This is a genomic window from Agrobacterium sp. MA01, from assembly GCF_009650195.1.
GTDB lineage: Bacteria > Pseudomonadota > Alphaproteobacteria > Rhizobiales > Rhizobiaceae > Allorhizobium.
Window position 1 is genome coordinate 3,062,612 of the sequence record NZ_CP045854.1, and the last position, 24,261, is coordinate 3,086,872.

Here is a 24,261-nt window from a genome sequence, read left to right on the forward strand (position 1 = left end):
CCCTCTGCCCTGCCGGGCATCTCCCCCACAAGGGGGAGAGCGGGCAAGCCCGAACCGGCGGAGACCAGTCTCCCCCTTGTGGGGGAGATGTCACCTAGTGACAGAGGGGGGTGAAACACACTCCAGGCCGATCCGAGGCGATACCCGATGACCGAACAGACCACCGAAACCGCCCTCTCCTCCGACCCGACGGAAGTCCGCCGCCAGAAACTCGCGCTGCTGCGCGAACAGGTCGGCGACGTCTATCCGGCGCATTTCCACCGCACGATGACCAATGCGGAATTCGCCGAGAAATATGCGGGCCTGGAGCTGGACGAAACGTCTGACGACATCATCACGGTCGCCGGTCGTGTCTATTCCTCGCGCAATTCCGGCATGTTCATGGACATCCATGATGCCTCCGGCAAGATCCAGATCTTCTCCCACAAGGACACGACGCCGGAAGAAGCCCGCGCGCTGCTGCCGATGATCGACCTCGGCGACATCATCGGCGTCAAGGGCCAGGTCCGTCGCACCAAGCGCGGCGAGCTGACGATCAACGCCCATGAAATTACCATGCTGACCAAGACCCTTCTCCCCATGCCGGAGAAGTATCACGGTCTTGCCGACATCGAGCTGCGCTATCGCAAGCGCCACCTCGACATCCTCACCAACGAAGAGTCGAAGCTCCGCTTCCAGCAGCGCTCGAAGATCGTGTCGGGCATCCGCCGCTTCCTCGAAGGCGAAGGTTTCCTCGAAGTCGAGACGCCGATGCTGCAGACGGTCTATGGCGGGGCGAACGCAGACCCGTTCAAGACCTTCCACAACACGCTGAAGATGGACATGTATCTGCGCATCGCGCCGGAACTGTTCCTCAAGCGCACGCTGGTGTCGGGCCTTGCCGACAAGGTGTTCGAGGTCAACCGCAACTTCCGCAACGAAGGTGTGTCGACCCGCCACAATCCCGAATTCACCATGATGGAATGCTACTGGGCCTATGCCGACTACGAGGACATGATGGGCCTTGTCGAGCGCATGTTTGAGACGCTCGCTGTCGGCATCCACGGCACGACCGACGTCACCTTCGGTGACAAGCAGCTCTCCTTCAAGGGCCCGTTCAAGCGCGTGCCCATGCCTGATGCCGTGAAGGAAGCGACCGGCATCGACTTCCTGGCCATGAAGACTGACGAAGAGGCTCGCACCGCTGCCAAGGCTGCCGGCTTTGCCGTCGAGAAAGACTGGACCTGGGGCGAATGCCTCGCCTTCATCTTCGAAGAGAAGGTCGAGGGCACGCTGATCCAGCCGAGCCACGTCACGCATTTCCCCAAGGACATCTCGCCCTTCGCCAAGGAAGTGCCGGGCGAACCGCGTCTCGTCGAACGTTTCGAGACCTATTGCAATGCCTGGGAAGTCGGCAACGCCTTCTCCGAGTTGAATGACCCGGAAGAGCAGCGCAAGCGCATGGTCGAGCAGCTCGAACAGGCCCATTCGCGCGGCGAAAAGGACAAGCAGCTGGACGACGAGTTCCTCGACGCCATCGACCAGGGCATGCCGCCCGCCGGTGGTCTCGGCATCGGCGTGGACCGCCTGATCATGCTTTTGACCAACGCCCCGTCGATCCGCGACGTCATCCTCTTCCCGGCCCGCCGCAACAAGGCTGACTGATCAGGGCAAGACGGGATTCCATGATCTTTCCTAAGACAGAGAACGCTCGCAGCCGGAAGACTGCGAGCGCGCATGGGCGAGCCTAAACACCTTTAGTCTCGTGTCAGATATCGGTGCCGCGTTGCTGGGCGATTTCCATGGCAAACACACCATTGCCGACGCTCCAGTCCGAATAGTCATTTTCGTGCATGAAGATGAAGATGTCTTTCGGAGAAATCTCGGCCCGCGTTTCCAAATTCTGTGCGATGGCCGCATAGAGCGCGCGCTTCATGGCGTCGCTTCTGCCGCGCCGCATGGTGATTTCGACCACGATGACAGCATCCGAACGAGCAATACCGTTAAAGCCGCGGTCACAGAAAAACTCGCCGTCGCGATACTCGCTGACGAGATTGAACAGTTCGTCCTGGGGCATGCCTATAGCCCCGACCAGCGCATCGTGAATGCCCTCCACAATGTGCCTTCTGCGCAGGACATCGGTTCCAAGGGGCAAGGCGGTTCTGATGAAGGGCATAATGCAACCTCTCTGATTTATTGAAGATTACTGCGAATTATCACGCTGACCATGCCGCACATATTGACATTTAGATCCGTTGTTTGTGACTTTCGCTCACATGAAGAACCGAAAGAACCTGCCAGTGGCAGCACTCCGTGCCTTTGAGGCAGCTTCGCGCCATGGTACCCTTACGGAGGCTGCCGAGGAGCTATCCGTGACCCATAGCGCAATAAGTCGGCATGTCAGCCATCTGGAAGCGGCAATCGGAACACAACTGTTTGAAGGCCCACGGAATCGTCCTCGGCTGACGCCCGAAGGCCGGGTTTTCGGTTTTGCGCTAACGGCGGCCTTCGACCAGATTGAAGATGCATTGCGCCTCATCTCCAGGGGCGAAGACAGCATACTGGACGTCGCCTGTCTGAGCACCTTCGCCATCCGCTAGTTGGTGCCACGCCTGCATGACTTCACCGCCAGGCATCCCGGCTACGATGTGCGGCTGGCGACCGATGACCGAGCACCGCGCAATCCGGTAGATGTTGAGATCCTGATCATGGCACCGGGCTCGGTGGTCCAATCTGACTATGCGCTGCTATTCCAGGAACAACTGGGGTCTGATCTTCGCGCCGTCGATTGCGACCGGGCCCATACCTGACGCCATCGCCTGGGTGAGCGAGTTGCCTCGATTGGAAACGCGGACACGCATAAATGTCTGGCAGGAATGGGCACGTTTGATCGATGAAAAGTGTGCAGACAGCGCAAGGGCGTCAAGAACTTTCGACCACTATCATCTGACCATCGAGGCTGCCCTGAATGGTCTTGGTGCGGCCATCGCTCCCTGGCATCTTGTCGCCACGGACGTAATCGCGGGCCGACTGTTGGCACCATTTGGCTTCCACCAAAGCGAATATAGCTATTTCATCAAAGTTACACGCAGGGGTCGGCGCAAGACCCAACACTTCGTTGAATGGCTGACCGGAGCCATTGCCGAGTTTCCGCCACCGATGCGCTGAAGGACACGGCATATCGGGTGAGGCATCTGCCAGACATCGCGTTTGTGCGCAGCCTGGCCTAATTCGACCCGGCACATGCACTTATCTTCGCCTACGTGCCACAGCCAAAATCTCACACGGCTCACGGCGCGCCCTTTTCGGCGATGTCGAGAAAAAGCCCCGTCATGATCCGCATGCCCTCTTCGGCAATCGACAAGAGCGCATGCTCGTTCGGTCCATGCTGGCCGCAGTCGGCATGCGCATGCGGGATCCAGATCGTCGGCAGGCCCAGCACGTCGGTGAAGACATCGTTCGGCAGAGAACCTGCAAGATTGGGCAGGAGATGCGGCGCCTTGCCGGTCGTTGCCGTGATCGACTGTTCGACGAAGCGAACCCAGGGGTGATCCGGCGGGAAGCGCGTCGCCTTGAAGGCTGGCCCCTTGGGGCGGACCTCCACCATCGGAAAGCCTGCGGCATCGAGATGACGCCTGAGCGCCGGCAGGATCTCGTCCATATCGGTGCCGACGACAAATCGCAGCTGACAGGTCGCCCGCGCCGATCCGGAAATGGCATTCTGCGGGGCCGCGATGTTCCCTGCCGAAATCGCGAGAACTGCCAGCGAGTTCCAGCCGAAGACTCGTTCGGAGGGCGTCAGATCCGCCTCCCCCCAATCGGCATCATACCGACGCGGCGGCAAATCCTTCAAGGCTGCGCGAATATCCGGCGTCAGGCTCGTCGGCCGCCATTCCGGCACCAGGAGCTGGCCGCGCCGATCGACAATGGCGGCGATGGCATGGGTGAGCAGGATCACCGGATCTGCCAGCAGGCCACCAAAATTGCCGGAATGATGATCCCCCGGCCTCAAATCCACGACGAGATCGAAGCTCAAGCCACCGCGCGAGCCCATGAACATCGTAGGTGTCTCGACCTGCAGCCTTGGCCCATCGGAGGCAATCAGCACATCGGCCTGAAGCAAAGCCCGCTCCTGCTCGAAGAACTCCCGCAACCCGTAGGACCCTGTTTCTTCGGCCATTTCCAGCACGAGCTTGACGTTGAAGCCGAGGCGCCCCTGCGCCTTGATCACCGTCTCCAGGGCCTTGATGTTGATCAGGTGCTGGATCTTGTTGTCGGCGGTGCCCCGGCCGTAAAGCCGGTCGCCTTCCTGTGTCAGCTGGAAGGGGTGCAAGCCCTCGCGCCAGCGGGACGCCTCGCCGTTGCAGACATCCCCATGACCGTAGATCAGGATGGTCGGCAAGCCTGCATCCTCGATCCGCACGCCGACGAGAAGGGGCGCACCACCGGCCAGGGGATTGTCGAAAATCCGGCAGTCGCATCCGATGCCTTCGAGCATCGGCCTGACATCCTCCGTAAGATAGGTGATGAGATCCTCCGGCAGCCCCTCCGATTGGCTGACCGAAGGGCGCGCGACAAGCGTTGCGAGATCAGCGGCGAGACCGCCACCCGAAGCATAATCGGATGCGTGCTGAATAAGGGTCGTGCGTTCCATCGGTTCCCGGTCGTGTTGCGTGGGACCTCCCGACGCGAGACTACAGGATTCGAGGGCCATGACGACCCGTCAGCGCAGAAATTCAGGATCGCAAAGCCGGCCAGCAAATCTCAGTGATCGGCTTTCGCATGCTCGTCACCTTCGGCCTTGGCCTTGGGCGGCAGGATTGCTTCGTCTTCCGCGGGTGGATGCGCATCAGTCGCAGCACCATGCTCTTCCGGCTTCGTTGCCGGCGCGGCAGCAGCCGCACCCTCTGGTGCAATCGGCTGCGCCCGCATCTTCTCGAGCCAGGCAGCCCCGTGGTCGTCACTCTTGGCACCATCCGAAGCCTCGGCGGGCTTGGCTTCAGCGGCGACATCTGCGACGGGCGCCTCCTCCTCGGAACCGCCAAGCCCAACCATGCTCTTCAGCGATGAGAACCAGCCGTCGCCTTCGGCGGGCGCGTCTTCGGCAACAGACGTGTCACTGGCAGCAGTGTCACGGCCTGCGGATTGTTCGATTGCACCGTCGTGGCTGCTTTCATCTGCGCTGTGGGCCGCAGCCTCATCGACAACAGCGGGATTCTCTTCTGTATGCGCGATCTGTTCAGCACCATGCTCGGGCGCAGCCGCATGCGCTGCATCGGCTGCCGGTTCTTCAGCATGCGCAGCAGGATCCGATGCAGCATGATCGGTCGCCGCGTCTCCATGCGCGACAGCAGCCGGCTCCGCATGATCCTCGGCAACCGCCTCGTGTCCTTCGGCCACGGCACCATGACCGTCGGCGGGCGCGGCATGGCCATCCGCCGGTGCGGCATGCCCTTCGGCTGGCGCTTCATCGCCGCCGAGACCGACCATGCCCATCAGCGAGGCCATCCAGCCCTTGCTCTCTTCGGCGCCATGTTCGGCAACCGGCGTTTCCTCGCCATGCTCACCATCAGGCGCATCGCCATGACCTTCGGCCTCACCCTTGGCATCCGCCTCGCCATGCCCGTCGGCCGACTTTTCGCCATGGGCATCCTCGGCGCCATGCGCCGGCGCCTTACCGTGACCATCGGCGGCCTTCTCGCCATGGCCCTCGGCCTCCGTCACCAGACCTTCCGGCTTGACGCAATCCGTCTGGTCGTTGAGCTTGGCAACGAGCGCCTGAATATCCGCTTCGAGCATGTCGACACGCTCGCCGAAGAACTCGCCATTCGGCGCGGCAAGACCGTCGGCATAACGCGCCGTCAGAACACGCGCTGACATTTCCTCAGGCACGTGGCTCGGATCCGGCACATAGATGATATCAGCCCCGACCGCACGACCGCGCATGCCCGAGCGATCCTTGGGGCCGCTGGTGTCAAGCACGACCACCTGAACCAGGTCGGCCTTCTTCGTTTCCTGCAGGGTCTTCGCGACGCGAAGCGCGGTCTTGACGCGGGCAAGCCCGTCGCCGGGTTCATCTGTGGTGATGAATTTGCGCACCCAGAAGCGATCTTTTTTGTGGATCTCGACGGTCTTCACCTCGGTGCATTCGAGGCCGTTCAGCTCGGCATAGGAGGGGCCGAGCAGCTTGTCCGCGCCGATATAGACGGCAGCGGCACCTGTTCCGCCGAGGGTCACGAGAACCCCGCCCAAAATCAGCATGAGCTTTCGTGAAAGGTGGATTTTTGGCACCTTCACGCTTGGAACTCCGCCATGACACCGTCCCGACTGTTTACGCAATACTGGATGTGAGCATACGCCCCTCTCCTTGCGGAACCTTTAACCCCGGCTTTCCAGTTCCGAGACAGATCACGGAAAGCTTTTTGCAAATGATTTGCAAAAGCGTTGACATCAGCGCGAAGCGCGATAGGTTTTAATGAGAATGACTTGCAAGAACAGGAATGGACCATGGTCTCAAAGCTTGCCTGCCGTCTTTTTGCCCTCGCGCTGATGCTGCCGGGGGTGGCCCTTGCCAACGACAAGCCCAAGGTCGTCACGACCTTCACCGTCATTGCCGATATCGCCCAGAACGTTGCCGGCGATGCCGCAACGGTTGAAAGCATCACCAAGCCGGGTGCGGAAATCCACGGCTACCAGCCGACCCCGCGCGATATCCTGAAGGCCCGGGATGCCGATCTCGTGCTGCGCAACGGCCTGAACCTCGAAGCCTGGTTCGAGAAGTTCCTCGCCAATCTCGGGGATGTGCCAACGGTCACCGTCAGCGACGGCATCGAGCCGATCGGCATTGCCGGCGGCGCCTATGACGGCAAACCCAACCCGCATGCCTGGATGTCGCCGGAAAATGCGCTGATCTATGTCGAGAACATCCGCAAGGCCCTGACAGAGATCGACCCGGCCAATGCTGCGATCTACGAGGCCAATGCCCGGACCTATTCGGACAAGATCCGCGCCGAAATCGAGCCGATGAAGGCGGAAATTGCCAAGATACCGGAAAACGAGCGCTTCCTTGTCACCAGCGAAGGCGCCTTCTCCTACCTCGCCCGCGACCTCGGCATGAAAGAACTCTATCTCTGGCCGATCAATGCAGACAGCCAGGGCACACCCCAACAGGTCAAGGCCGTCGTTGACCAGGTGATCGAAAACAAGATCCCCGTCGTATTCTCCGAGAGCACCGTCTCCGACAAGCCGGCCAGCCAAGTCGCAGCCGAAACCGGGGCACGCTATGGCGGCATCCTTTATGTGGATTCCCTGAGTGAGCCCGACGGCCCGGTCCCGACCTATCTGGATCTCCTGAAGGTGACGGTTTCGACCATCGTGAAGGGATTTGCCGGATGATCATGGGATCGGGCGCAAGACGCAGCCGCGAAGGCATCGCCGCAGATGATGTGACGGTGACCTATCGCAACGGCCACACAGCCTTGCGTCATGCGAGCTTCGCCATCCCGCCCGGAACGATCACCGCACTTGTCGGCGTCAACGGCGCCGGCAAGTCAACGCTTTTCAAGGCCATCATGGGCTTCGTGCCGGTTGCCTCAGGCGAAATCCGCGTGCTCGGCATGAGCGTCAAACAGGCGCTCAAACAAAATCTCGTCGCCTACGTCCCCCAGGCGGAAGAAGTCGACTGGAACTTCCCCGTCCTCGTCGAAGACGTCGTGATGATGGGCCGCTACGGCCACATGAACTTCCTGCGCATCCCCTCGAAACGCGATCACCAACTGGTCGACGAGGCGCTCGCCCGCGTCGGCATGGGCGATTACCGCAAGCGCCAGATCGGCGAGCTCTCCGGCGGCCAGCGCAAACGCGTCTTCCTTGCCCGTGCGCTCGCCCAGGAAGGCCAGGTGATCCTGCTCGACGAACCCTTCACCGGCGTCGACGTCACCACCGAAGAACAGATCATCGGCCTGATGAAGGACCTGCGCGACGAAGGCCGGGTGATGCTGGTCTCGACCCACAATCTCGGCAGCGTGCCCGACTTTTGCGACCGCACCATCTTCGTGAAAGGAACGGTTATCGCGTCCGGCAAGACCGAAGACACCTTTACCGAAGACAACCTGAAGACCGCCTTTGGCGGCGCGCTGCGCCACTTCGTATTGGCCGGCCGCGATCTGCATGACGATGATGACGGCCGCGAGGTCACCGTCATCACCGACGACGAACGCCCCTTCGTCATCTACGGCCAGCCGAAACCAGGAGCCGCCGATGCTCGCGACCCTGGTTGAGCCCTTCACCTATGATTACATGCGCAACGCCATCCTGGTGAGCGCACTGGTCGGTGGCGTCTGCGGCTTTCTCTCCGCCTATCTGATGCTCAAAGGTTGGTCGCTGATCGGCGACGCGCTCTCCCATGCCATCGTGCCGGGCGTTGCCGGCGCCTATATGCTGGGTCTGCCTTTTGCCTTCGGCGCGTTCATGTCCGGCGGACTGGCGGCGATGGCCATCCTCTTCCTCAACCAGCGAACCAAGCTGAAGGAAGATGCGATCATCGGCCTGATCTTCACTTCCTTCTTTGGCCTTGGCCTGTTCATGGTCTCGATCTCGCCCGTCTCGATCGACATCAAGACCATCGTGCTCGGCAACATCCTCGCGATCACGCCGGCCGACACGCTGCAGCTCGTGCTGATCGGCGGCGTCAGCCTCATCGTGCTGACGCTGAAGTGGAAGGACCTGATGGTCACCTTCTTCGACGAGAACCACGCCCGCTCCATCGGTCTCAAACCCGAACGCCTCAAGGTGATGTTCTTCACTTTGCTGGCCGCCTCCACGGTCGCCGCCATGCAGACCGTCGGCGCCTTCCTCGTCATCGCCATGGTCGTCACGCCAGGTGCCACCGCCTATCTGCTCACAGACCGCTTCCAGCGGCTGATACTCATGGCGCTCGGCATCGGTGCCGGCACGAGCTTTATTGGCGCCTATGCGAGCTATTTTCTCGATGGCGCGACCGGCGGCATCATCGTCGTCCTGCAGACCATCATCTTCCTGGCAGCCTTCCTCTTCGCCCCGAAGCACGGCTTGCTCGCTGCCCGCAGCCGCGCGCGCGAAGCGCTGGAGCCCATGCCTTCCGCATCGACGGCAGAGCCTCACCGTTTAGCCGAGGAGCGGACCGCATGAGCGAAATCCTCGAACTCGCCATCCTCCCTTTCCAGCTGCCCTTCATGCAGACGGCTTTCTTGGTCACGCTGATGATTGCCATTCCGATGGCGCTTCTCTCCTGCCTGCTGGTGCTCAAGGGCTGGTCACTGATGGGCGACGCCGTCTCCCATGCCGTGCTGCCGGGTGTTGTCATCGCCTATATCGCCGGTATTCCGCTGGCGATCGGCGCCTTTGTCGCCGGTCTCGTCTGCGCGCTCCTGACCGGCTTCATCAAGGAGAACAGCCGCATCAAGGAAGACACGGTGCTCGGCATCGTCTTTTCCGGCATGTTCGGCCTCGGCCTCGTGCTCTATGTAAAGGTCCAGAGCTCCGTGCACCTCGACCACATCCTCTTCGGCGACATGCTGGGCCTGCTGACCTCCGACCTCATAGAAACCGGCCTGATCGCCCTCTTCGCCACGGCGTTCCTCGTCGTCTTGCGCAAGGATCTTCTGGCCCATGCCTTCGATCCGCAGCACGCACGCGCCATCGGCCTCTCGGTCCGCCTGCTGCATTACGGCCAGCTCGCCGTGCTCTCGCTGGTCGTCGTCGGCGCCTTGAAGGCTGTTGGCATCATCCTGTCGGTCGCCATGCTCGTCGCTCCAGGCGCCATCGCCTTCCTGCTCACGAAGCGTTATGCAACGATGCTGGTGACGGCTGTGATCGTCGCGGTCTCGTCCTCGCTGGCGGGCATCTATCTGAGCTTCTTCATCGACAGCGCACCCGCCCCGACGATCGTCTTGATCATGAGCGGCATCTTCATCCTCGCCTTCTTCCGCACGCTCTGGCAGGCCCGCAGCGTCAACCGTATCGCCGCAGCAGAAGACATCTGATCGCCCTCCCACTTGGCATGGATCAAGTCCGCAAGGGCAAGGGCGGGCTAGGGTCACACCATCAACGCGAGGATGGACGCCATGTCGACGATGAAACTGCTTCACAAACCCAGCCGCCACCTGTTCTTCACCGGCAAGGGTGGCGTCGGCAAGACCTCGCTCAGTTGCGCGACCGCCATTGCGCTCGCCGATCAGGGACTGAAGATCCTGCTTGTGAGCACCGACCCCGCCTCCAATCTCGACGAGATGCTGGGCGTGACCCTTGGCAGCGATCCGACACCGGTGCCGGGAGTGTCAGGCCTGTCCGCGATGAACATTGATCCTGAAGCCGCGGCCGAAGACTACCGTTTGCGCGTACTCAGCCAGATGGGACCTGAAGCCACCGACAAGGATCGCGCCACCGTGCGCGAACAGCTCTCCGGCGCCTGCACCACCGAGATTGCCGCCTTCGACGAATTCGTCGGCCTGCTCGCCGATGACGACCCACGCTTCGACCACATTATCTTTGACACGGCCCCAACCGGCCACACGCTGCGGCTCCTCAGCCTGCCCAAGGCCTGGACCGGTTTCCTGGAGGCCAACGAACGCGGCGCCTCCTGCCTTGGGCCCCATTCAGGCTTAAAAATGCAGGAGGACCGCTTCCGCACGGCACTGGAGTGCCTCGGCGATCCCGCCCGCACCACGATCGTGCTGGTGACACGCGCCGATCGCGGTGCCATCCGCGAAGCCGCCCGGACCGCCGGAGAACTCTCCGAACTCGGCCTCTCCAACCAGATGCTTGCTGTCAACGGCCGCTTCACACCATCAGATCCGAAAGACCCTGTGGCCACAGCCTTCGCGGCAGAACAGACAAAGGCGCTGACCGACCTGCCGCCCGCACTGGCATCGCTCCCCCGCGACGAAGTGGGGCTTAAATCCTTCGACATGGTGGGGCTCGACGCCCTGCGCGGATTGCTGTCCCATACGCCCCTCACACCTCCTGCCGATACCGCAGACGACACCTTCGAAAGGCCAGACCTCCCGCGTCTCTCGACGCTGGTCGACGAAATCGCGGCAAGCGGCAAGGGCCTCGTGATGGTCATGGGCAAGGGCGGTGTGGGCAAGACCACCGTTGCCGCAGCCGTCGCCGTCGGGCTCGCCGCCCGCGGCCATACGGTCCATCTCACCACGACAGACCCGGCAGCACACCTGTCCTTCGTCGTCGGCGCCAACGCCATGCCCGGCCTGACGGTAGATCGCATCGACCCAGAGGCAGAGACGGCCCGTTACATCGACAAGATCATGTCGACCAAGGGCCGGGATCTCGATGACGCCGGCCAGGCCCTGCTGCGCGAGGATCTCGCCTCGCCCTGCACGGAGGAAGTCGCCGTCTTCCACGCCTTCTCCCGCGTCGTCGGCGAAGCGCGCTCTAACTTCGTGGTCATCGACACGGCCCCGACAGGCCACACGCTGCTGCTGCTCGATGCAACAGGCGCCTATCACCGCCAGATGACACGCCACATGGACGACAATGCTCCCGGGCGCATGGTGACCCCGCTGATGCGCCTGCAGGACCCCGCCTTTACGCGCGTCCTGCTCGTCACGCTGCCGGAGACGACACCGGTCTCGGAAGCATCAGCCCTGCAGGACGACCTGCGTCGCGCAGGCATCGCGCCCTATGGCTGGGTGGTCAACAAGTCGATGGCAATCACAGGCACCCGCGACCCGCTCCTGCGCGCCCGCATCCGGGGCGAGAAGGCGCAGATCGAAAGGGTGAAGCGCGATTGCGCAAGCCGTGTCTATGGCCTGGACTTCCGCCCGATCGCACCGGTGGGGTTGGAAGAACTGAAAGAGATCGCTGAGGAGGAATAAAACCTCCCCAGCACATCATACCCGTGCCTCTTCCTCGGCGCGCTTGGCACGGCGCGACACCACCCATTCCCGCCAGACCGTGAAGAGGCCGGCGCCGACAACGATCACGGCGCCGACCACCGTGTTCCAGCGCAGCACTTCGCCAAACACGGTGACCGCAATCATCGCGCCGAGCACCAGCTGCCAATAGGAGATCGGCTGGACGATCACGGCATCGAGGTTCTCATAAGCCTTGATCAGTGCCAAATGGCCGATGATGCCGGTACAGCAGAGGGCGAGCATCAGCCCCCATCCCACCGGCGTGAACGGCGTCCAGAAGAAAGGACCGAGCAGATTCGAGCCGATGAACCCGACGATCGCCAGATAGAAGAAACTCGTCGACGGCTGGTCGTCGCGACTGACGAGACGGGTGGCAATCCCGTAGATCGCACCCAGCACCGCACAGATCAACGGCAGCCAGATATAGCTATTGAAGCCGTCACCGCTGGGCGCAAGCATGATGACGACGCCGACAAGGCCGAAAAGGATCGCGGTCCAGCGCCGCCAGCCGACCTTTTCGCCGAGGATGGGCATGGAGAGGAGTGCCACGAAAATCGGCCCGGCCGCGAAGATCGCCTGGCTCTGCGCCAGCCCCACCTGGGTAAAGGCGACGATCGAGATCAGGATCTGCAAGAAGAGAATGAGGCCCCTGAGGACCTGCAGAAACGGCCGCTTCGTGTTGACCGCGACGCTCAGGCCACCGGACGACCGCATCGCCAGGAACAGCGCGAAGGCGACAAAGGCCCAGTAGCGCACCATGGCCACCTGAACCGGCGAGTGGGTCTCGCCGAGATGCTTGGAAAGGCCGTCCTGAATGGCAAAGACGGAAAATGCGAGAAAGGTGAAGAGATAGCCGAGCGGCGTCGATTTCATGGGACGAAAATGCTTTGCACGAGGAAGGATCCGTGGGCGAACCAACGGCGCGGGCCATGCAATCCTACACCTTGGCCGCTTGTTGCCTAGTGCAGTTTTGCAAAGCTGCCGTATAACCTGACAACCCTTCGCCTGGCGCCTTTCGATCAGCTTGCCTCCAGACGGGCGCCGTGCTTCATAAGCTCATGGCCTTCACCCTCCGTCAGTTGCAGTATTTCGTCGCCGTTGCCGAACAGGGGTCGGTGACGCGCGCTGCCCAGAACCTGTTGATCTCCCAGTCTTCCGTCACCGAGGCGATCAAGGAACTCGAGGGCGATCTCGGCGTCGAACTCTTCGAGCGCCACCCACGCGGCCTGACGATCACCTATAACGGCCACCAGTTTCTGCGCCACGCAACGAAGATTCTGGCCGATGTCTCCGATGCCCGCAACGTTTTCACCGAGACCCAGAACAGCACCGGCGGCACGCTCAACATCGGCGTCACCTCGCTCGTCGCCGGCTACGTGCTGTCAGATCTGCTGGCCCGCTACCGCCGCGCCTGCCCGGGCGTCGAAGTCTCCGCGATCGAGGACAACGGCTCCTATCTCGAACACCTGCTGATCGGCGGCGAACTCGATGTCGCCGTCATGGTGATCTCCAACCTGCGCGACCGCATGGCGCTGCAGGCCGAGATCCTGGAAACCTCGCCCTACCGTCTGTGGCTGCCCATCGGCCACCCGCTCGTCTCCGCCGATATCATCTCGATCGCCGATATCACACGAGAACCGCTGATTATGCTGACAGTGGACGAAATCGAGGAGAACACCGGCAAGCTCCTGTCGGCGCTCGGCGCCCGCCCCCATGTTGCCTTCCGCACCCGCTCTGTGGAAGCGGTCCGCAGCCTGGTCGCAACCGGCGCCGGCGTGGCGCTCCTCCCCGACCTCGTCTACCGCCCCTGGTCGCTGGAAGGCGACCGCATCGAAAGCCGCGACGTCTCCGGCGCGCTTCCGGTGGTGCAGGTCGGCATGGTCTGGCGCAAGGGCTCGAGCCTGCCGCAATCCGCGCGGGATTTCGTGGGGATCGCCGAGGCGAGCCGCAGTGGGCGGGTCAGGTAACCTGTAGTGATTGCCCCTCATCCGGCTGCCGCATCGGCCTTCTCCCCGTGAACGGGGAGAAGGCCGATGCGGCAGCGTCGTGCTCCCTTCTTCCCGCCTGCGGGGAGAAGGTCCCGGCAGGGGGATGAGGGGCATCCCCACGAACCAGGAGAAAATCCGCCGCCATCGGAAAAACCGATACCGACATTCTGACGAATGAATTTGCGAATGCGGTTAATTCGCGGCAACTTTCTTTTCGGGAACATAAAGCCGCAAAACGCGGCCCTCACAACCGGGAGACCTCGCGATGAAATCTCTTTTGAAGTCTTGCACTGTCCTCGCCTCCATCTTGAGTATGACCACCGCTGCTGTCGCCCAGGAGCCTTTGCAGGCACTCGGAGCCGGCGAAGGCGCACTCTCCATCGTCGCCTGGGCCGGCTATATCGAGCGCGGCGAAACCGACAAGAACTTCGACTGGGTCACCGAATTCGAGAAGAAGACCGGCTGCATGGTCTCGGTGAAGACCGCCGCCACCTCGGATGAAATGGTCGCCCTGATGAACGAAGGGGGCTTCGACCTCGTCACCGCCTCGGGCGACGCGTCGCTTCGCCTCGTTGCCGGCAAGCGCGTCCAGCCGATCAACACCGCGCTCATCCCCTCCTGGAGCACCATCGACGAGCGCCTTCAGAACGCCCCCTGGCACACCAAGGATGGCGTCCATTACGGCACGCCTTACGTCTGGGGCCCGAACGTCTTGATGTACAACACCCAGGCCTTTGGCGACAAAGCCCCCGACAGCTGGAACGTCGTCTTCGAAGAGATGACGCTTGCTGACGGCAAGTCCAACAAGGGCCGCGTCCAGGCCTATGACGGCCCGATCCATGTCGCTGATGCTGCCAACTACCTGATGTTCCACAAGCCGGAACTTGGCATCAAGGACCCCTTCGAGCTGAACGAAGACCAGTACAAGGCAGCCCTTGACCTCCTGCGCGTCCAGCGCACGCTGGTCAGCCGCTACTGGCACGACGCCTTCATCCAGATCGACGATTTCAAGAACGAAGGCGTGGTTGCCTCCGGATCCTGGCCCTTCCAGGTCAACCTCCTGAAGGCCGACCAGCCGATCGCCTCGGTCTTCCCGAAGGAAGGCGTCACCGGCTGGGCCGACACGACCATGTTGCATGCCGAGAGCGAACACCCGAACTGCGCCTATATGTGGATGGAGCATTCGCTCTCGCCCAAGGTCCAGGGTGATGTCTCCGCCTGGTTCGGCACGGTTCCGTCCGTTCCCGCCGCTTGCAAGGGCAATGCGCTGCTGACCGACGAAGGCTGCACCCGCAACGGCTTCGACAACTTCGAGAAGATCAAGTTCTGGAAGACCCCGGTCTCCAAGTGCGAAAGCCAGGGCGAATGCGTGCCCTACCACCGCTGGGTCTCCGACTACATCGGTGTCATCGGCGGACGGTGATCGTTTCCCCTTCTCCCCAGCGGGGAGAAGGTGGTCCGCAGGACCGGATGAGGGGGAGGCGAAGCCTCTAGCCTCTCTTGGGGCTTCATGGCCTTCGCCCCCCTCATCGCCTCGCTATGCTCGGCACTTCTCCCCGCTGGGGAGAAGAGGCCGCCTGTCGGCGGCACACCTCACATACCTCTGGAGTCCCCATGTCCGCAGCCGTCTCCTTCTCGAAGGTCTCGCGCCATTTCGGCAGCGTGAAAGCCGTCGATGCCGTCGACCTGACCGTCGAGCCAGGCGAGTTCTTCGCCATGCTGGGCCCGTCCGGCTCCGGCAAGACGACCTGCCTGCGCCTGATTGCCGGCTTCGAACAGCCGACCGCAGGCCATATCGAGATCTTCGGCGAAACCGCCGAGGGCGTGCCGCCCTATCGGCGCAACGTCAACACGGTCTTCCAGGACTATGCCCTCTTCCCCCACCTCAACATCCTCGACAACGTCGCCTATGGCCTGATGGTCAAGGGCGTCGCCAAAGCCGAGCGCCACCGCGAGGCAGAGAAAGCCTTGGAGATGGTAAAGCTCCCCGGCTACGGCGCCCGCAAGCCCGGCCAGCTTTCCGGCGGCCAGCGGCAGCGCGTGGCGCTGGCCCGCGCTCTCGTCAACAAGCCCAAGGTTCTGCTGCTCGATGAGCCACTCGGCGCGCTGGACCTGAAGCTGCGCGAACAGATGCAGGAGGAGCTGAAAAGCCTGCAGCGCTCGCTCGGCATCACCTTCGTCTTCGTCACCCATGACCAGGGTGAAGCGCTTTCCATGGCCGACCGCGTCGCCGTCTTCAATGACGGCAAGATCGTCCAGGCCGGCACCCCGTACGAGATCTACAACCGCCCCCGCACCCGCTTCGTTGCCGATTTCGTCGGCTCTTCGAATGTGATTGCGCCCGAAGCGATGAAGGCGCTGGGCGGCGAGGCCTGCTGGACAAGCCTACGCCCCGAAGCCATCCGCATCGTCTCGGAAGGTGGCATCGAGGCGACCGTGCGCTCGACCAGCTTCCTCGGCGCCTCGACCAAGCTCTTCGTCGAAACGGCAGTGGCCGCACTCACCATCTCGCTACCCGCCGGCCAAGCCGCGCCTCAAACAGGCGAAAGCATTCGCATCGTCTGGTCGCCTGCCGACCCACATTACATGGAGGCCGGCGCATGACGGCGATCTCCACATCTGCCATCACCCCTGGCCGTCAGGGCCTGATGGGGCGGCTCTCGGATCTGTTCTGGCGGAGGCCCAACCTGCTGCTGGTTCTGATGCTGGTGCCGCCCCTGCTCTGGCTCGGCATCATCTATGTCGGCTCGCTCTTCGCACTGCTCCTGCAGAGCTTCTTCTCGATCGATGAATTCTCCGGCCTGATCAACTACGAATTCACGCTGGCGACCTATGGCGAGCTGCTGCGCCCGGCCAATTTCGACATCATCCTGCGCACGCTGCTGATGTCGGCCGCTGTTACGCTCGCTTCCGCCGTCATCGCCTTCCCGATCGCCTATTACGCCGCACGTTATGCCAAAGGCCGCTGGAAGGCCGTCTTCTATCTCGGCATCATGCTGCCGCTCTGGTCGAGCTATCTCGTCAAGGTCTATGCCTGGAAGCTGATCCTCGCCAAGGAAGGCATCCTCACCTGGATCTTCGCCAAGCTGCATCTGACCTGGCTACTCGATGGACTGCTCGCCATCCCCGTCATCGGCGGCAATTCCCTGTCGATCAGCTATCTCGGCACCTTCATCGTCTTCGTCTATGTCTGGCTGCCCTTCATGATCCTGCCGACCCAGGCGGCCCTTGAACGAGTGCCCGGCAACCTGATCGAAGCCTCGGGCGATCTCGGCGCCGATAGCCGCCAGACCTTCCGCCATGTGCTCTTTCCGCTGGCGCTGCCCGGCATTGTCGCCGGCTCGATCTTCACCTTCTCGCTGACCATGGGCGATTACATCATCCCGCAGATCGTCGGCACCTCGCGCCTCTTCATTGGCCAGGCCGTCTATGCCCAGCAGGGCACCGCCGGCAACATTCCGCTTGCCGCCGCCTTCTCGGTGGTGCCGATCGTCATCATGGGCATTTACTTGACCATCGCCAAACGCATGGGGGCCTTCGATGCGCTCTGACCGCTCCCAATCATCGGGCCTGTCGCTCAAGATCGCCGCGGGCCTCGGCCTTGCCTTCCTGCATCTGCCGATCCTCTTGATCTTCGTCTATGCCTTCACGACGGAGGAAAAGAGCTTCCAGTGGCCACCGCCGGGCTTCACCACGAAATGGTTTGCCGTCGCCTGGAACCGCCCGGACATCTGGGAAGCGCTTACGCTCTCGGTCAAGGTCGCGAGCATCGCAACCGTCATTGCCATGGTGCTCGGCACGCTCGCTGCCGCAGCCGTCGCGCGCACCAAATTCTTCGGCCGCGAAGTGATCTCGCTGCTCGTCATCCTGCCGATCGCACTACCCGGCATCATCACCGGCATTGCGCTCCGCTCGGCCTTCTCGCTGGCGGACATCCCTTTCACCTTCTGGACGATCATTCTCGGCCACGCCACCTTCTGCGTCGTCGTTGTCTACAACAACGCCGTCGCCCGCTTCCGCCGCACCTCCGGCTCGCTGATCGAGGCCTCGATGGATCTTGGCGCCGATGGTTTCCAGACCTTCCGCCATGTGATCCTGCCGAACATCGCAACGGCGCTTCTGGCCGGCGGCATGCTTGCCTTTGCGCTCTCCTTCGACGAGGTCATCGTCACCACCTTTACCGCCGGCCAGCAGTCGACCCTGCCGATCTGGATGCTGGAAGAACTGATCCGCCCACGCCAGCGTCCGGTCACCAATGTGGTCGCGATGATCGTCGTAATCGTCACTTTCCTGCCGATCCTGGCAGCCTATTATCTGACCCGCGATACCGACCAGATCGCAGGCAGCGGCAAATGAACCATCGAACCCGTGCAGCAACGGCCGCGCGGTCTCGCAAATGAAGTCTGATAAAAGGGAGAACGACATGGACACCCAGATGCTGATCGGCACCAAGTTCGAAGCCGGCACGGAGACGGACGAGAAGATCCTGAACCCCAAGACCGGCGACCTGATCGTCGATCTCCCGGAAGCCTCGCTCGCCCAAGTCGAGGCGGCCGTCGACGCTGCCGAAGGCGCCTTAGTTTCCTGGTCGCAGACGACGCCCGGCCAGCGCGCCGGCTACCTGCTCGCCATTGCCGACGCGATCGAAAAAGACGCAGCCGCCTTCGCAGCGCTGGAAAGCCTCAACTGCGGCAAGCCGATCAACGCCGTGCTCAACGATGAAATCCCGGCGATCGTCGATTGCTACCGCTTCTTTGCCGGTGCAATCCGCACGCTGCAGGCCCCGGTCTCCGGCGAATACCTGCCAGGCTTCACCTCGATGATCCGCCGCGATGCCGTGGGCGTCATCGGCTCGATTGCGCCCTGGAATTACCCGCTGATGATGATGGCCTGGAAGCTCGCACCGGCGCTGGCCGGCGGCAACACCATCGTCTTCAAGCCCTCCGAGCAGACGCCGCTGACGGCGCTCAAGCTCGCCAAGGTCATGGCCGACATCCTGCCCGAAGGCGTGGTCAATGTCATTCTCGGCCGCGGCGAGAGCGTCGGCAACGCTCTGATCAACAATCCAAAAATCCAGATGCTGTCGATCACCGGCGATATCGCCACCGGCAAGAAGATCATGACGGCAGCCGCCAAGACGGTAAAGCGCACGCATTTGGAACTCGGCGGCAAGGCCCCGGTCATCGTCCATGACGATGCCGATATCGAGGCCGCCGTCTCCGCCATCCGCACCTTCGGCTACTACAATGCCGGCCAGGACTGCACCGCCGCCTGCCGCATCTATGCCGCCGACAAGATCTACGACCGCTTCGTTGCCGATCTCGCGAGCGCCGTCTCCACGATCAAGTTCAACCAGGCCGACGATGCTGAAAACGAGATCGGCCCGCTGATCTCAAAGCGCCAGCGCGACCGCGTCGAAAGCTTCGTCACCCGCGCCGCCGAACACAAGCACATGGAAGTCGTGACAGGCGGCAAGCTGGGCTCGGACAAGGGCTTCTTCTACACGCCAACAGTCATTGCCGGCGCGACGCAAGACGACGAAATCGTCCGCCGCGAAGTCTTCGGTCCGGTCGTCTCCGTCACCCGCTTCACCGAAGCCGAACAGGCCGTCGCCTGGGCAAACGACAGCGACTACGGCCTTGCCTCCTCCGTCTGGACCAAGGACATCTCTCGCGCCATGCAGACTGCCGCCAAGCTGCGTTACGGCTGCACCTGGATCAACACCCACTTCATGCTCTGCAACGAAATGCCCCATGGCGGCATGAAGCAGTCGGGTTATGGCAAGGACATGTCGGTCTATGCGCTGGAAGACTACACGACCGTCCGCCATGTGATGATTGCGCATTGAGCTTTGCAGGGGCCTGCGGGCGATAAGGGGAAGGGGTCATCTCGGTGGCCCCTTCCCTTTTGGCTGTTGGCATTTACCCTGACACAGCAAAGCGGTAGCGGCATCACGCCGCCGCCGGTATGGTGCTGAGCACTTCAGGGAGCCCCGCATGCACCACCGCGCCACGATGATGATCCTGACTGCTTTCGCCTGGATGGTAGGTGCCAACTTGGTCGCGCATGCTCAGGAACCGCAAGTCATCCCCGCTCCAAACCTCGATGGCGGCGGAGCGCTGATGGACACCTATCTCTGGCATGTCCGTGGCCTGCCCCCTGGCCAGCGCCTTGCCGTCTATTCCGGCGCCGGACCGAATTTCCGGGTCATCCACGCGCTCGACGAGGGCCAGCCGATCGAACGCCTCTCTTGCAAGGACAGTCGTGGCGGCTACTGGTGCCGCATAGCCACCGTCGACCGTCCCCGCATTTCAGGCTGGGTCGATGGACGGTTTTTGCTCGAGGAAAGCGGCTTCGCGCCGCAGGACGACGTGCGAAATCCGTCCTTCGAACCGGAGATCATCATCGATCCCTTCCCGAGGCCGAGAAGGCCCTGAGCGACAATTCCTGATCTACTGCCTCAGATCTCCTGATAAGCAGCGATCACCGCCGCCAGCTGGGAGTCGTTCATTGCCTGAACCTGCGGAGCCGTCAAAGCAAGGAGTTGGGCGGTGCTGAGATCATCGATATCATCGGTCGACAGGCCGGAAATTGCCGACGTGCCAATGGCGGCTATGTCTTCCGTGGAGAAGAGCTGCAGGTCTGCACCTTCGAGGGCACGGATCGCGGCCGAACCGAGGGCGCCAACCTGAGCAGGGGTCAGAGCCTCGATCTGTGCCGTGGTCATGGCAACAAGTTGCTCGGTGGACAGCGCACCGATAATCCGCGAGTTCAGCGCGGCGACTTTATCAGTGCCCAATGCGACGATGCTGTTAGTCGACAGGTTGCGGATTTGCGCAGACGTCAGAGCTGAGAACTGGCCGCTCGAGAAGCTGACGATTTGGTCCGACGTGAGGGCCCGGACCTGAGCTGTCGTCAGCGAACTCACCTGCGCCGTGGTCAATCCGCCAAGCTGAGCGCTGTCGAGGGCTGCGACGTTCGCCGTCGACAGTCCCGCAATCGCTCGCGAACTGATGGCGGCGATATCGGTCGATTCGAGCACATCAAGGTCTTCTGTCGTGAGGCCGGCGATCGCCCCACTGGAGAGCGATGCCAACAGGGCTGTGGTCAGAGAACCGATCTGCTCGGAGGACAACGCCGTTATCTGCGCGGACTCGAGGCCAGCAAAGGCGCGGGTGTTGATCGCGGCCACCTGGCTTGTGGAGAGCGAGCCGAATGTATCCGTCGTGAGTGCCCGCAGTTGCGTGCTGGTCAGAGCACCGATTGCGGCAGCCGTCATACCGTCAAAATGCGCGCTGGTCAGGCCGGCGATCTGCGCCGTGGTCAGCGCTGCGGCCTGCGCGGATGTGAGCCCCGCGAGCTGGGCGGTATCAAGTGTCGTGAAAGATGTTGGTGTGATGGAGGCAATGGTCCGGGTGCTCAGTACAGCGAGTTCCGAAGAGGTTAGCGTATCGAGCTGGGCACTACCCAGCGCCGCGCTGCCGAGCGCTGCCAGCTGCGAGGTCGAAAGGGCCGCAAATTCCGCGGTGGCGACCGCAGCCCAGAGAGTGCTGCCAAGGTCAGCGAGTGCACGCGTGCTTAAGGATTGCATCTGGTCGGTGGACAGAGAACCGAACTGCTCGGGCGTCAGCGACCGAAGCTGGGTGCTGGTGAGGCCGGCGACGGCTTCCGTGGAAAGGGCGTCGATCTGATCGCTGGTCAGGACATCGATTTGCGCCGTTGTCAGGGCAGCAACCTGGACGCCGGTCAGGCTGGAAATCTGGTCAGATGTGAGAGCCGCTATGCCGCTGGTCGAAAGCGCCCCGATAACACGGGAGGGCAGGTCGGCGATCTCGGAAGACGTCAGGGTCCCGACAGCGCCGACCGTCAGGGCGCGGATAGCCGAGGAACTCAGCGCACCCAATTGCGCGGATGTCAGGGCATCGAACGTCGCCGTGCTCAGGGCAGCCACCTGTTGTGACGTCAGAGCTGCGATGCCACGGGTACTAATCGACCTGATCTGCGCCGTGTCGAGCGACGCAAGGGCATCATTCGAAAGCGCCGCGATCTGGCCAGAAGACATGATCGCGATCTGGTCCGTGGTGAAGGAATCCAGCTGACTGGTGCTCAGCGAACCGACAATGGCGGCCGAAAGGGCTGCAATCTGGGCCGAGGTAAGTGCAATGAGCTGGCTTGAGGTCAATGCGGCGAACGCGCTGGTCGTCAGTCCCGCGAGCGAACGGGGCTGCAGGGCGGCAATGTCGACAGACTCGAAGGTCGAGAGGTCATCGGCCCCGAGCGCGGCGACCGAAGTCGAGGACAATGCTGCAATCTGGGCGCTCGACAGGACGGCGATCTGCGCCGAGGTCATGGCGGCAATCTGCGCTGAACTGAGTGCTGCAACGGCGCGCGTGTTCATCGCGGCAATCAGCGTGGTCGAGAGGTTACCAATGACAGCCGTGGAGATGCCAGTGATGGCGGTGGAACTGAGTGCGGCAAACTCGATGGTGGAGAACGTTTCCAGGTCGCCGGACGACAGAGCCGCGACGTCACTCGACGACAGGGCTGCAATCTGTGCGGACGTCAGCGCCTCGATCTGGTCGCTCGTCATCGCATCGAGTTGTGCGCTGGTAAGCGCACCGACGGCGCGGCTGTTCAGTGCTGCCACCTGCTCTGTCGAAAGCGTGGTGATATTGGCGCTGCCGAGCGCAACAACCTGAGCGGAGTTAAGCGCCGCGATCTGGCCAGTACTCAAAGCGCCGATCTGATTGCTGTCGAGCGCAGCCACTTGAGCGGTCTTCAGGCTCGCGATCTGACCGGTGGAAAGAGCACTCAGCTGAGCCGATAGCAGGCTTGCGATCTGGACTGCGGACAGCCCCTGCAGCGCACGGGAATTCAGGGCTGCAAATTCGGTCGAGGAAAAGGTCGCGAGATCATCGATACCGAGCCCGGCCACGCCCGCCGAGGACAAGGCGGCAATCTGCAAGGTCGAGAGAGCAGCGACCTGCGCGCTGTCGAGCGCAGCGATCTTGGCTGAACCCAGCATGGCGATCACGCGAGTGGACAGGCCGCTGATCTGCAGTGTGCTGAGCGAAAGCAGTCTACCGGAGTTGAGCGCGTTCACTTGAGCGCTCGACAGACCGGAAAGCTGGGCGGGGGTCAGACCATTGACCTGGTCCGAAGTCAGGGATGCGATCTGCGCCGTGGTCAAGGCAGCGATTTTGCCTGAGGCCAGGCTTGTAAGTTGTTCGGAACCGAGTGACGCAAAGACGTCGACCGAAAGGCCAGCCAGGCTTCGCGTCGCGATGGCGGCGACATCATCCGCAGACAGCACATCCATATCATCAGAACCGAGGCCTTTGATCCCGGCGGACGTGAGCGCGGCAAGCTGGCCGGTCGTCAACACCTCGACCTGCTGCGTCGAAAGTGCTGCCACCTGTCCCGACGACAGGGCCGCCACCGCACTGCTCTTCAGGGCGGCAATCTGGTCAGTATCGAAGGAGGCGATTACATCCGTGGTCAGCACCGGAATCTGGCGCGAGGTCAGACCCGAGACCTGCAGCGCGGAGAGACCGTCGATCTGGCCACTGGTCAGGCCAGCAATCACAGTGGTGGACAGAGACGCGATCTGAGCTGTGGTCAGCCCGGAGAGCTGACTGCTTGTGAGCACGGCGAAATTGGCTGAGGACAGACCGGATAGAGCGCGCGTGGACAGAGCGGAAAGCTCTGTGGAGGTAAGGGTCGCGATATCCTCCGTTTCGAGACTGGCAAGCGCCACGCTGCTCAGCGCTGCCAGCTGGGACGTCGACAGGGCATCGAACTGTTCGGGCGAAAGCGCTCTAATCTGGGCGGAAGAAAGCGCACCCAGCTGACGGCTCTGGAGCCCGATGATCTTGGCACTGTCGATGACAGCGAGCTGATCGATGGTCAAGCCGCGCACCGCAGCGACCGAGACCGCACGCAGCTGACTGGATGAAAGCCCGTCAAAATCGTCTGTCTGGAAGGCAGAAATCTGCTTCGACGACAATGCGGCGATCTGCGCGGAGCTGAGCGCATTGACGTCTTCGCTGGTAAATGCCGCTATGGCCGAGGTCGCCAGCGTCCTGATCTGACTGATACTCACCGAAGGAATAATCGTAGCCATCAACGCCCGCCCTAATGACTTGTTGTTCAAAAAAACGCAATGCGGCCAAACAAAGGGCTCGTGCCTCCCCTTAGGGCGACTCGATGGCCCCGCGGTTCCTGCGAGGCGCGCGTAGAAGAACGGGCGACATCTGGCAGTACTGTTGCGGACGCAATCTCAGTGAAAACATGGCTCTGCAGAGCCTGGCGTTGGATTGGGCATCATGCAGCAGAGCTGATCTCTGCTTCCCTCGCCATCAAAATGACCCAAGCCGGAAAAT

20 protein-coding genes and 1 pseudogene are annotated in these 24,261 nt (G+C 62.2%); 15 read left to right on the forward strand and 6 right to left on the reverse strand.

Annotation, left to right across the window (positions count from 1 at the left end):
• Positions 1 to 147 precede the first annotated feature (147 nt).
• On the forward strand, positions 148 to 1,644 hold the full coding sequence (gene lysS, locus GH983_RS14820) for a lysine--tRNA ligase (RefSeq protein ID WP_153762798.1): 1,497 nt from the start codon (positions 148 to 150) through the stop codon (positions 1,642 to 1,644).
• Between the two features lie 103 nt (positions 1,645 to 1,747).
• Here lysS and GH983_RS14825 read toward each other — a convergent pair whose 3' ends face one another.
• Complete coding sequence (locus GH983_RS14825; protein ID WP_246727566.1) at positions 1,748 to 2,056, reverse strand: tautomerase family protein; 309 nt, start codon at positions 2,054 to 2,056, stop codon at positions 1,748 to 1,750.
• A 6-nt stretch (positions 2,057 to 2,062) separates the two neighbouring features.
• Positions 2,063 to 2,155: pseudogene (locus GH983_RS24335) on the reverse strand (hypothetical protein); the annotation flags it as partial.
• A 100-nt stretch (positions 2,156 to 2,255) separates the two neighbouring features.
• On the opposite strand from GH983_RS24335, the gene GH983_RS24520 reads away from it, so the two are divergent.
• Together GH983_RS24520 and GH983_RS14835 are read left to right on the forward strand one after the other, a co-directional pair.
• Positions 2,256 to 2,579: a LysR family transcriptional regulator gene (locus tag GH983_RS24520; protein WP_153762799.1), complete on the forward strand. Its 324-nt coding sequence runs from the start codon at positions 2,256 to 2,258 to the stop codon at positions 2,577 to 2,579.
• A 139-nt stretch (positions 2,580 to 2,718) separates the two neighbouring features.
• A complete protein-coding gene (locus GH983_RS14835) occupies positions 2,719 to 3,147 on the forward strand; it encodes a LysR substrate-binding domain-containing protein (protein ID WP_153762800.1) in 429 nt (142 codons plus the stop codon).
• A gap of 121 nt (positions 3,148 to 3,268) precedes the next feature.
• Here the strand turns inward: GH983_RS14835 and GH983_RS14840 are convergent, their stop codons facing one another.
• The gene (locus GH983_RS14840) at positions 3,269 to 4,633 is read right to left on the reverse strand and encodes a M20 family metallopeptidase (RefSeq protein ID WP_153762801.1); all 1,365 of its coding nucleotides are present in this window, start codon (positions 4,631 to 4,633) and stop codon (positions 3,269 to 3,271) included.
• Between the two features lie 110 nt (positions 4,634 to 4,743).
• On the reverse strand, positions 4,744 to 6,240 hold the full coding sequence (locus GH983_RS14845; RefSeq protein ID WP_153762802.1) for a hypothetical protein: 1,497 nt from the start codon (positions 6,238 to 6,240) through the stop codon (positions 4,744 to 4,746).
• Between the two features lie 246 nt (positions 6,241 to 6,486).
• Between GH983_RS14845 and GH983_RS14850 the strand changes: the two genes are divergently transcribed.
• From GH983_RS14850 to arsA, 5 genes are all read left to right on the forward strand, one after another.
• On the forward strand, positions 6,487 to 7,374 hold the full coding sequence (locus GH983_RS14850) for a metal ABC transporter substrate-binding protein (RefSeq protein WP_069043372.1): 888 nt from the start codon (positions 6,487 to 6,489) through the stop codon (positions 7,372 to 7,374).
• Positions 7,371 to 8,258, forward strand: a complete 888-nt coding sequence (locus tag GH983_RS14855; RefSeq protein WP_305765074.1) for a manganese/iron ABC transporter ATP-binding protein — start codon at positions 7,371 to 7,373, stop codon at positions 8,256 to 8,258. Before GH983_RS14850 ends, GH983_RS14855 begins: the two co-directional genes overlap by 4 nt.
• Complete coding sequence (locus GH983_RS14860) at positions 8,239 to 9,147, forward strand: metal ABC transporter permease (protein ID WP_153762803.1); 909 nt, start codon at positions 8,239 to 8,241, stop codon at positions 9,145 to 9,147. The genes GH983_RS14855 and GH983_RS14860 overlap by 20 nt, the downstream gene beginning before the upstream one ends.
• Positions 9,144 to 10,001, forward strand: coding sequence for a metal ABC transporter permease (locus GH983_RS14865; protein WP_153762804.1), 858 nt, complete (start codon positions 9,144 to 9,146; stop codon positions 9,999 to 10,001). Before GH983_RS14860 ends, GH983_RS14865 begins: the two co-directional genes overlap by 4 nt.
• Positions 10,002 to 10,091: 90 nt before the next feature.
• Complete coding sequence (gene arsA, locus GH983_RS14870) at positions 10,092 to 11,852, forward strand: arsenical pump-driving ATPase (RefSeq protein ID WP_246727568.1); 1,761 nt, start codon at positions 10,092 to 10,094, stop codon at positions 11,850 to 11,852.
• A gap of 15 nt (positions 11,853 to 11,867) precedes the next feature.
• Here arsA and GH983_RS14875 read toward each other — a convergent pair whose 3' ends face one another.
• On the reverse strand, positions 11,868 to 12,764 hold the full coding sequence (locus tag GH983_RS14875) for a DMT family transporter (protein ID WP_153762806.1): 897 nt from the start codon (positions 12,762 to 12,764) through the stop codon (positions 11,868 to 11,870).
• Between the two features lie 185 nt (positions 12,765 to 12,949).
• On the opposite strand from GH983_RS14875, the gene GH983_RS14880 reads away from it, so the two are divergent.
• From GH983_RS14880 to GH983_RS14910, 7 genes are all read left to right on the forward strand, one after another.
• On the forward strand, positions 12,950 to 13,858 hold the full coding sequence (locus GH983_RS14880; protein WP_054150229.1) for a LysR substrate-binding domain-containing protein: 909 nt from the start codon (positions 12,950 to 12,952) through the stop codon (positions 13,856 to 13,858).
• Between the two features lie 286 nt (positions 13,859 to 14,144).
• Complete coding sequence (locus tag GH983_RS14885) at positions 14,145 to 15,302, forward strand: ABC transporter substrate-binding protein (RefSeq protein WP_153762807.1); 1,158 nt, start codon at positions 14,145 to 14,147, stop codon at positions 15,300 to 15,302.
• Positions 15,303 to 15,493: 191 nt separating this feature from the next.
• Positions 15,494 to 16,483 (forward strand): ABC transporter ATP-binding protein, encoded by a 990-nt coding sequence (locus GH983_RS14890; protein WP_153762808.1) that lies wholly within the window; start codon positions 15,494 to 15,496, stop codon positions 16,481 to 16,483.
• Positions 16,480 to 17,430, forward strand: coding sequence for an ABC transporter permease (locus GH983_RS14895; protein WP_054147985.1), 951 nt, complete (start codon positions 16,480 to 16,482; stop codon positions 17,428 to 17,430). Before GH983_RS14890 ends, GH983_RS14895 begins: the two co-directional genes overlap by 4 nt.
• On the forward strand, positions 17,420 to 18,235 hold the full coding sequence (locus GH983_RS14900) for an ABC transporter permease (RefSeq protein WP_153762809.1): 816 nt from the start codon (positions 17,420 to 17,422) through the stop codon (positions 18,233 to 18,235). Before GH983_RS14895 ends, GH983_RS14900 begins: the two co-directional genes overlap by 11 nt.
• Positions 18,236 to 18,302: 67 nt before the next feature.
• Positions 18,303 to 19,727 carry a gamma-aminobutyraldehyde dehydrogenase gene (locus tag GH983_RS14905; protein WP_153762810.1) on the forward strand — a complete coding sequence of 475 codons (1,425 nt, stop codon included), beginning with the start codon at positions 18,303 to 18,305 and terminating at the stop codon, positions 19,725 to 19,727.
• A gap of 148 nt (positions 19,728 to 19,875) precedes the next feature.
• Positions 19,876 to 20,316, forward strand: a complete 441-nt coding sequence (locus tag GH983_RS14910; protein ID WP_054147982.1) for an SH3 domain-containing protein — start codon at positions 19,876 to 19,878, stop codon at positions 20,314 to 20,316.
• Between the two features lie 23 nt (positions 20,317 to 20,339).
• Here GH983_RS14910 and GH983_RS14915 read toward each other — a convergent pair whose 3' ends face one another.
• Positions 20,340 to 24,002 (reverse strand): S-layer family protein, encoded by a 3,663-nt coding sequence (locus GH983_RS14915; RefSeq protein WP_153762811.1) that lies wholly within the window; start codon positions 24,000 to 24,002, stop codon positions 20,340 to 20,342.
• Between the last annotated feature and the right edge of the window lie 259 nt (positions 24,003 to 24,261).

Bases quoted from the DNA above. Each gene is read 5' to 3' on its own strand.
- GH983_RS14860 (WP_153762803.1), top strand. From the start codon at position 8,239: ATGCTCGCGACCCTGGTTGAGCCCTTCACCTATGATTACATGCGCAAC.
- GH983_RS14905 (WP_153762810.1), top strand. From the start codon at position 18,303: ATGGACACCCAGATGCTGATCGGCACCAAGTTCGAAGCCGGCACGGAG.
- GH983_RS14835 (WP_153762800.1), top strand. From the start codon at position 2,719: ATGCGCTGCTATTCCAGGAACAACTGGGGTCTGATCTTCGCGCCGTCG.
- lysS (WP_153762798.1), top strand. From the start codon at position 148: ATGACCGAACAGACCACCGAAACCGCCCTCTCCTCCGACCCGACGGAA.
- GH983_RS14890 (WP_153762808.1), top strand. From the start codon at position 15,494: ATGTCCGCAGCCGTCTCCTTCTCGAAGGTCTCGCGCCATTTCGGCAGC.
- GH983_RS14825 (WP_246727566.1), bottom strand. From the start codon at position 2,056: ATGCCCCAGGACGAACTGTTCAATCTCGTCAGCGAGTATCGCGACGGC.
- arsA (WP_246727568.1), top strand. From the start codon at position 10,092: ATGAAACTGCTTCACAAACCCAGCCGCCACCTGTTCTTCACCGGCAAG.
- GH983_RS14855 (WP_305765074.1), top strand. From the start codon at position 7,371: ATGATCATGGGATCGGGCGCAAGACGCAGCCGCGAAGGCATCGCCGCA.
- GH983_RS14910 (WP_054147982.1), top strand. From the start codon at position 19,876: ATGCACCACCGCGCCACGATGATGATCCTGACTGCTTTCGCCTGGATG.
- GH983_RS14900 (WP_153762809.1), top strand. From the start codon at position 17,420: ATGCGCTCTGACCGCTCCCAATCATCGGGCCTGTCGCTCAAGATCGCC.
- GH983_RS14880 (WP_054150229.1), top strand. From the start codon at position 12,950: ATGGCCTTCACCCTCCGTCAGTTGCAGTATTTCGTCGCCGTTGCCGAA.
- GH983_RS24520 (WP_153762799.1), top strand. From the start codon at position 2,256: ATGAAGAACCGAAAGAACCTGCCAGTGGCAGCACTCCGTGCCTTTGAG.
- GH983_RS14915 (WP_153762811.1), bottom strand. From the start codon at position 24,002: ATGGCTACGATTATTCCTTCGGTGAGTATCAGTCAGATCAGGACGCTG.
- GH983_RS14895 (WP_054147985.1), top strand. From the start codon at position 16,480: ATGACGGCGATCTCCACATCTGCCATCACCCCTGGCCGTCAGGGCCTG.
- GH983_RS14850 (WP_069043372.1), top strand. From the start codon at position 6,487: ATGGTCTCAAAGCTTGCCTGCCGTCTTTTTGCCCTCGCGCTGATGCTG.
- GH983_RS14885 (WP_153762807.1), top strand. From the start codon at position 14,145: ATGAAATCTCTTTTGAAGTCTTGCACTGTCCTCGCCTCCATCTTGAGT.
- GH983_RS14845 (WP_153762802.1), bottom strand. From the start codon at position 6,240: ATGCTGATTTTGGGCGGGGTTCTCGTGACCCTCGGCGGAACAGGTGCC.
- GH983_RS14875 (WP_153762806.1), bottom strand. From the start codon at position 12,764: ATGAAATCGACGCCGCTCGGCTATCTCTTCACCTTTCTCGCATTTTCC.
- GH983_RS14865 (WP_153762804.1), top strand. From the start codon at position 9,144: ATGAGCGAAATCCTCGAACTCGCCATCCTCCCTTTCCAGCTGCCCTTC.
- GH983_RS14840 (WP_153762801.1), bottom strand. From the start codon at position 4,633: ATGGAACGCACGACCCTTATTCAGCACGCATCCGATTATGCTTCGGGT.